The organism is Candidatus Thiosymbion oneisti (assembly GCF_900092655.1).
GTDB classification, from domain to species: Bacteria; Pseudomonadota; Gammaproteobacteria; order Chromatiales; family Chromatiaceae; genus Thiosymbion; species Thiosymbion oneisti.
Genome location: NZ_FLUY01001250.1, coordinates 1 through 7,086, shown reverse-complemented (window position 1 = coordinate 7,086; position 7,086 = coordinate 1). Strand labels below are relative to the sequence as shown.

General features: G+C 61.6%; 6 protein-coding genes and 2 pseudogenes. 5 read left to right on the top strand and 3 right to left on the bottom strand.

Annotated features, from left to right (window positions below):
- Positions 1–238: 238 nt before the first annotated feature.
- The 3 genes from BQ17_RS12975 to hisA all read left to right on the top strand — a co-directional run bounded on the left by BQ17_RS12975 (position 239) and on the right by hisA (position 2,179).
- Positions 239–463, top strand: a complete 225-nt coding sequence (locus BQ17_RS12975) for a hypothetical protein (protein WP_089727721.1) — start codon at positions 239–241, stop codon at positions 461–463.
- 175 nt (positions 464–638) lie between these two features.
- Positions 639–1,346 carry a deoxyribonuclease V gene (gene nfi / locus BQ17_RS12970; RefSeq protein ID WP_089727723.1) on the top strand — a complete coding sequence of 236 codons (708 nt, stop codon included), beginning with the start codon at positions 639–641 and terminating at the stop codon, positions 1,344–1,346.
- Positions 1,347–1,432: 86 nt separating this feature from the next.
- On the top strand, positions 1,433–2,179 hold the full coding sequence (gene hisA, locus BQ17_RS12965) for a 1-(5-phosphoribosyl)-5-[(5-phosphoribosylamino)methylideneamino]imidazole-4-carboxamide isomerase (RefSeq protein WP_089727719.1): 747 nt from the start codon (positions 1,433–1,435) through the stop codon (positions 2,177–2,179).
- A 110-nt stretch (positions 2,180–2,289) separates the two neighbouring features.
- Here the strand turns inward: hisA and BQ17_RS23470 are convergent.
- Together BQ17_RS23470 and mobB are read right to left on the bottom strand one after the other, a co-directional pair.
- A pseudogene (locus BQ17_RS23470) lies at positions 2,290–2,820 on the bottom strand (class II aldolase/adducin family protein); the annotation flags it as partial.
- Between the two features lie 36 nt (positions 2,821–2,856).
- Positions 2,857–3,381, bottom strand: a pseudogene (mobB, locus tag BQ17_RS23465) (molybdopterin-guanine dinucleotide biosynthesis protein B); the annotation flags it as partial.
- A 606-nt stretch (positions 3,382–3,987) separates the two neighbouring features.
- Between mobB and ettA the strand changes: the two are divergent.
- Positions 3,988–5,655 carry an energy-dependent translational throttle protein EttA gene (gene ettA / locus BQ17_RS12955; RefSeq protein ID WP_089727715.1) on the top strand — a complete coding sequence of 556 codons (1,668 nt, stop codon included), beginning with the start codon at positions 3,988–3,990 and terminating at the stop codon, positions 5,653–5,655.
- Positions 5,656–6,133: 478 nt separating this feature from the next.
- Positions 6,134–6,403: a HigA family addiction module antitoxin gene (locus tag BQ17_RS12950; RefSeq protein WP_089727714.1), complete on the top strand. Its 270-nt coding sequence runs from the start codon at positions 6,134–6,136 to the stop codon at positions 6,401–6,403.
- Positions 6,404–6,545: 142 nt separating this feature from the next.
- Here the strand turns inward: BQ17_RS12950 and BQ17_RS12945 are convergent, their stop codons facing one another.
- Positions 6,546–6,854 carry a helix-turn-helix domain-containing protein gene (locus BQ17_RS12945; protein ID WP_089727711.1) on the bottom strand — a complete coding sequence of 103 codons (309 nt, stop codon included), beginning with the start codon at positions 6,852–6,854 and terminating at the stop codon, positions 6,546–6,548.
- Positions 6,855–7,086 lie beyond the last annotated feature (232 nt).

Below are 7,086 nucleotides of genomic sequence, written 5' to 3'. Positions count from 1 at the left end.
ATCGTCCCTGATCCGGCTTTGCCCAACCTACGAGCCGGCAGGATGCCGGCGCTCCCGGCTTTGCCCAATCGACACGGTTGGTAGTAACTTGTTAATCAAAAAGAAATTTATACGCACCCGCCCTGAAAGATGCCACTCCGGTTGACCGATTCCGGCGTTTACATGTTAAATTGGCGGCTCGGCATACTCTGAAAAGGCCGAGCAGATCCAAACAGCAGCAAATCATCGGGAGCAAGCCATGAGCGACACCGCGGCCTTGAAGCAAGAGAAACAAGCCCTGATCGACAAGATGCTCGAGATGCAGAAGCAGTTCATCGCCTACGAGCACCAGCACGGCGTCACCGGTAAGGACTACTGGGCCTCCAGTGAAGGGCTCCTCGTCGACTATCGGCAGGAGTATATGGACATGGCGAATCGGGTAGTGGACCTCGCCCACGAGATCGTGGGCTCGTCGCGGGACTGATTCTCTCCCGGCAGTCCTGGCGTCCGATAGCTCGGGGTACGCGATCTGGCGTCCATCCGCCTGCTCGCCTGCTTGTGAGCCGGCCTGTGCCCTGGTATGGGCCTTTTTCGTCCCTGCGATACGGAGCTGCATATCGGTGTCGCCGAGTGAGTGGAGCCGATTGGCAGGCATGGTCATGGCGCCTGCCGGCGCACAAGGCCAAGCAAATCGGGTCGCAGAGCCATTGAAGAACCTCCATCCCTGGGACGTCACCCCCGCCCAGGCGCGGGCCATTCAGGAGCAGCTCCGCGAACGGCTGGTGAGACGGGACGACTTCGCGCCAGTCGAAACCGTCGCTGGCCTGGATATCGGATTCGAGGAAAAGGGGAAAATAACCCGGGCCGCGGTGGTGGTGTTGCGCTTGCCCGGGCTCGAGCTCCTGGAACGTGCCCTGGCACGCTGCCCTACCAGCTTCCCCTATATACCGGGGCTCTTATCCTTCCGCGAAATCCCGGCGGCCCTCGAAGCCCTCGCCAAGCTGCGGGTCACGCCGGACCTGCTCCTGTGTGATGGTCAGGGCTATGCCCACCCGCGCCGGTTCGGTCTGGCCTGCCACCTGGGACTGCTCACCGACCTGCCCAGCATCGGTGTGGCCAAATCACGGCTTATCGGGGAGCACGGGACCCTGGCCCTGGAAAAGGGGGCGCAGACCTGGCTGCGGCACGGCGGCGAGATAATCGGCGCCTTGCTCCGCACGCGCGCCAAGGTGCGGCCGGTCTATGTGTCCGTGGGGCATCGGATCGGCCTGGAGACGGCGCTGGACTATGTGCTGGCCTGCACCACCCGCTATCGCCTACCCGAACCCACACGCCAGGCCCACCGGCTGGCATCGGACGAGAAATAATGGTAACCAAAACCCCACAATAAACAGTTTTGTCCTTGACCGGCAGCTCCCGGAAGGCTCGGGGCACTTGAATAGGTGACATTGCGGTGTTGTTGATTCCGGCTATCGATCTCAAAGACGGGCGCTGTGTGCGTCTGCGCCAGGGCCGTATGGACGAGGAGACCGTCTTCTCCGACGATCCGGTGCGGATGGCCGGGCGCTGGGTCGATGCAGGTGCCCGCCGCCTGCATCTGGTGGACCTCAATGGCGCCTTCGCCGGGCAGCCGGTGAACGACGCTGCCATCCGGGCCATCGCCGCCCGTTATCCCGAGCTGCCTATCCAGGTCGGTGGCGGCATTCGTGACGAAGCCACCATCGCCGCCTATCTGAGTGCCGGTGTTGCCTATTGCATCATCGGCACTCAGGCGGTCAAGGAACCGGAGCTCGTGGCCCGCGCCTGCAAGACCTTCCCCGGCCACATCATCGTGGGTCTGGACGCCAGGGAGGGGCGGGTAGCCATCAAAGGCTGGGCGGAGCTTACCGAACATCCGGTAGCGGACCTTGCCCAGCGCTTCGAAGCGGACGGGGTATCCGCCATCGTCTACACGGACATCGGCAGGGACGGCATGATGACAGGTCCCAACGTGCAGGCCACGCGCGCCCTGGCAGAGGCCATCTCGATCCCCGTCATCGCCTCCGGCGGCATCACCGACCTGGACGATGTACGCACCCTGTGCACCGTGGCCGCCAGTGGTGTAACGGCCGCCATCACCGGCCGTGCCATCTACGAGGGGACCCTGGATTTCACCGCGGGGCAAGGCGTCGCCGATGAATGTGGACACAACGCACGGTAGGGTGGGCTGCGCCCACCAACGACCCATCCGCTTTAATGGGACCACAGAATCGTTCGAACCGCTTTTTTTCGTTTGCGCAATCTGCGGATAAAAGCTGTCTTTTCCCATTCTCACACATTCGCCGCCTGCCTGGCGATGACATAGGTCTTGGCCGAGAGCTCCAGGGAGCAGGTCCACTTGTAGGCCCGGTTCGGGGTCTCGCCCCAGGCATAGATCCCGTGGCTGCGGACCATGGCGATGGGATGATCGGCAAGGGCATTCGCCACGGCCTGCGGCGCCTGTTCCAGGTAGTCCGCGTGCTCTACTGAAAGCACCGGGACCCGCTCGAAATAGGACTGCCCCTCGAAATCCACCGGACGGAAGTCCTGACCGGCGAGGCTCATGGCCACCGAGTAGGGGCCGTAGCTGTGCAGCATCGCCCTTGCTTGGGGTTGTTTTCGATACACGTGCTGGTGCAGTGGCGCGTCCCGGGAGGCGCCTTCGGGACAGGGGCCGTCCATGGGACAGGCCACCAGGTCGTCGGGTTCCAAGGTATCCGCACAGGCCCCGGTCGGGGTGACCCAAAAGGTCTCGCCCGAGCGTACCGAGGCATTACCGGAATGCGAATCGTTGCAGCCGTATCGGCGCAGCCAACGATAATGACGTACCAGCTCTGTCCTTGCCTCCTCAGCGTCGGGGGGCCGGACCGCTATGTGAGCTTGCACGAAATCGGCGATCGCCTCGGGATCTTCCACTGGTAGCTGTGGGGGATGGTTCTCGCCGGGTAGATTAAGGTCCGTGGCTACGGCGATAATGTCCGGGTCTTCGGGATACAGCGGCGACTTACCCAGGGTCGTGCGGTGGACCTCGATCTTGGGGTAGGCCGCATGCTTGAATCCCTCCACCAGGATCAGGTCCAGCCGGTCCGCATCGAATCTGCGCAGCATCTTCGCCAGGGACGGGTCCTTGCCCCCATCCGCCTGCTCCGATTGCAACGCCCAGCGTTTATGGGAGGCCAGCAGAATCTGCTCCGCACCCGCCGCCCGGAGCTGGTAGCTGTCCTTGCCCGGCACGTCGAGCTCGAAGCTATGGTGGGCGTGTTTGAGATAACCGATCCGTAGCCCCCGGTCCTTGAGCACCGGCACCAGCTTTTGCAGCAGCCTGGTCTTGCCGCTGCCGCTCGGGGCGACGAATCCGATCACGGGTAGTCCGATCTTGTGCATGATGGGTCTTGCCCCAGGATAAGCGTGTATAACCAGGTGGTGTTGACATTTGGTCGAGTAGGTTGGGCAAAGGCGCGCACTGCCGAGCCAGCGATCGAGCCGACGACCTCTATCGTGCCGTGCCCAACATCTACATCTGTCATTCCCGGCTGTGGATCGATGGGCACGCTTCGCTTCATGCATTCTAATAGGCAGCCGCAGTGTAGAAACCTCCGCGGAATGACCGAAACCTTGAGATCAGTTTGATGGACGCTTGCTTTGCCCATCCTACGAGCTGGATGGCCTCCAAGCTGGGTTCAGGGACGAATCCGGCTTTCCCCGCCCCTTGACAACTGTCCCCTGCCCCCTCTCCGGTCAGTTGGTGGGCACAGCCCACCCTACGAGCCCGCGTAGGGCGGGAAAGCGCAGCGCATCCCGCCTTCAGCCTTTCCCCGCCCCCTGACAACTGTCCCCTGCCCTCTCTCCGGTCAGTTGGTGGGCACAGCCCACCCTACGAGTCCGCGTAGGGCGGGAAAGCGCCGCACATCCCACCTTCAGCCTTGTCGTGTGGAATAATAGGTTGAATTTTACTCCTTCGCTCCTGACGGAACCTGGGTTTCAGCAACTATGGCACAGTACATCTTCACCATGAGCCGGGTCGGCAAGGTAGTGCCGCCCAAGCGGGTCATCCTGCGCGACATCTCCCTGTCTTTTTTTCCGGGTGCCAAGATCGGGGTACTGGGACTCAACGGCGCGGGCAAATCCAGCCTGCTGCGCATCATGGCCGGAATCGACACCGAGATCGAGGGCGAGGCCCGGCCCCAACCCGGCATCAAGGTCGGCTATCTGCCCCAGGAACCCCAGCTCGACGAGACCAAGGACGTGCGCGGCAATCTGGAAGCGGCTCTCGGCCACATCAAATCGGCCCTGGAACGATTGGACGCCGTCTATGCCGCCTACGCGGATGCCGACGCGGACTTCGACGCCCTGGCCAAGGAGCAAGCGGAGCTCGAAGACCTGATCCAGGCCACCGATGGTCACAACCTGGAGCGGACCCTGGAGGTGGCCGCCGACGCCTTGCGACTGCCCCCCTGGGAGGCGGACGTGAGCAGACTCTCCGGGGGCGAGCGCCGGCGTGTGGCCCTGTGCCGGCTGCTGTTGGAAAAGCCCGACATGCTGCTGCTGGACGAGCCTACCAACCACCTGGACGCGGAGTCCGTGGCCTGGCTGGAGCGTTTTCTGCACGAGTATCCGGGCACCGTGGTGGCGGTGACCCACGACCGCTACTTCTTGGATAACGTAGCCGGCTGGATCCTGGAGCTGGATCGGGGTCACGGCATCCCCTGGGAGGGCAACTATTCCTCCTGGCTGGAGCAGAAGGAGCAACGCCTGGAGCTGGAGCAGAAGCAGGAGGCCGCGCGCATCCGCACCATGCGGCACGAGCTGGAATGGGTGCGCTCCAATCCCAAGGGTCGCCATGCCAAGAGCAAGGCGCGCCTGGCCCGCTTCGAGGAGCTACAGTCCACTGATTTTCAAAGCCGTAACGAGACCAACGCGCTCTATATCCCACCGGGTCCGCGCCTGGGTGACCTAGTGATCGAGGCCAAGGGGCTGCGTAAGGCCTACGCGGACCGCTTGCTCTATGAGGACCTGTCCTTCAATCTGCCCAAGGGCGGCATCGTCGGCATCATCGGACCCAATGGCGCCGGCAAGACCACCCTGTTTCGCATCCTCACCGGCCAAGCGCAACCGGACGCGGGCGAGCTGCGGATCGGCGATACGGTCCGGATCGCCTACGTGGACCAGAGCCGCGATGCCCTGGACGGTTCCAAGACCCTGTGGGAAGAAATATCCGACGGTGCGGACAACATCGTCGTCGGGCGGTACGAGATGCCCTCACGGGCCTACTGTAGCCGCTTCAACTTCAAGGGTACGGACCAGCAGCAGCGCGTCGATGACCTCTCCGGCGGCGAGCGCAACCGGGTGCACTTAGCAAAGCTGCTCAAAAGCGGCGGCAACCTGCTGCTGCTCGACGAGCCGACCAACGACCTGGACGTGGAGACGCTGCGGGCCCTCGAAGAAGCCTTGCTCGCCTTCCCTGGCTGCGCCCTTGTCATCAGCCATGACCGCTGGTTCCTGGATCGCATCGCTACCCATATTCTGGCCTTCGAGGGCGACTCCCAGGTGACCTGGTTCGAAGGCAACTACGCGGACTATGAGACAGATCGCCGCCGCCGACTGGGGGACGCGGCGGACCAGCCCCATCGCATCAGATACCGGCGGCTTTCCAGCTGACGCCGGTGCGTAGAAACGGCGGCTATCGAAGGATGTTCGGTTCCACGCGCTCCGGACCTCTCCATCGGGGTTCGGAACCTCACCGTCGAGGATCAGAACCTCAATGCCGAGGATCAGAACCTCACTGCCGAGGATCAGAACCTCACCGCCGAGGCTCGGAAGCTCACCGCCGAGGCTCAGAACCTCAACGTCGAGGCTCGGAAGCTCACCGTCGAGGTTCGGAAGCTCACCGTCGAGGATCAGAACCTCACCACCGAGGCTCAGAACCTCAACGCCGAGGATCAGAACCTCACCACCGAGGCTCAGAACCTCAACGCCGAGGCTCAGAACCTCAACGCCGAGGATCAGAACCTCGACGCCGAGGTTTGTAGGACATCAGTGAGCGTAGCGAACCGCGCCAAAGGATCTTCTTCAGGCGGCTGTGAGCTTCACCTTGTCGTAGATCTCGGCCAGGGCCAGGGTACAGCTTCTAAATCCCATGCCACAGCAACCGGAGAATCCCTTCCATCCCGGCGAATACCTACTCGAGGAGTTCCTCGAACCCGCAGCCATCAGCCAGGCGGAGTTCGCCCGCCGAATCGGTTGGACCGAAACGCGCCTGAACGAATTGATCCGCGGCAAACAGGGGGTGTCAGCCGAGGCCGCGTTGGATTTGGCTGATGCCTTGCATACGTCCACCCGCCTCTGGATGAACCTCCAGATAACCTGGGATTTGGACCAAGAGATCAAGCGGCGAAATGCGGCCTGACCGAACGTGAATCGCCTCGGTTACCGGCGTTTGCTCCGCTATGGAGGTGGACACCAGCCGCTCCATGATCTCTCTGGCACGCAACAATGACCCTATTTTAGAGCCTATGCAATCGTCCGGGACCCAACAGTTAGCCAAGTTCTTATCCGAATACTTCATGTAATATATCTGGACGCTGTCTTGCGATCTGAATAAGTGACGTAGCAGCTTTACTTGGTTTACGACGCCCTTGCTCCCAATCCTGGAGAGTGCGAACTGACACGCCTAATAGCTCCGCAAACTGAGATTGAGACAAGCCGGACTTCTGGCGAGCTTCGACTATAGGGAGCGGTTCGACAGTTTCAACATGACCTACATTTCCAGCCTTGATGTCACGAACGGCATTCAGCGTTTCTTGCCAAATATCACGCTCGGAATCCCGTTCAGTGAGTTCTTTTTCATTCATAACCATCGACAAGCTCCTCTTTCAATACCTTGAGGATATGGGCCGGAATGTTTTCTTGGTCTGACTTGGCTACGAAGCGCACGAATCGGCACGAATCCATTCGTGAGGATTCGCGTGATTCGTAGTTTTTTCTCTTACTTTGCTGATCGGTAACCCTTAACTCAATGCCATTAAGTTAAGTTTTGTAGGTCGGGTTAGGCGCGCCTTGCGATGCGGGCGTGGGCAACCGAGGTTGAAC

Coding starts and splice junctions, on each gene's coding strand:
- ettA (WP_089727715.1), top strand. CDS start 3,988: ATGGCACAGTACATCTTCACCATGAGCCGGGTCGGCAAGGTAGTGCCG.
- BQ17_RS12950 (WP_089727714.1), top strand. CDS start 6,134: ATGCCACAGCAACCGGAGAATCCCTTCCATCCCGGCGAATACCTACTC.
- BQ17_RS12945 (WP_089727711.1), bottom strand. CDS start 6,854: ATGGTTATGAATGAAAAAGAACTCACTGAACGGGATTCCGAGCGTGAT.
- BQ17_RS12975 (WP_089727721.1), top strand. CDS start 239: ATGAGCGACACCGCGGCCTTGAAGCAAGAGAAACAAGCCCTGATCGAC.
- nfi (WP_089727723.1), top strand. CDS start 639: ATGGCGCCTGCCGGCGCACAAGGCCAAGCAAATCGGGTCGCAGAGCCA.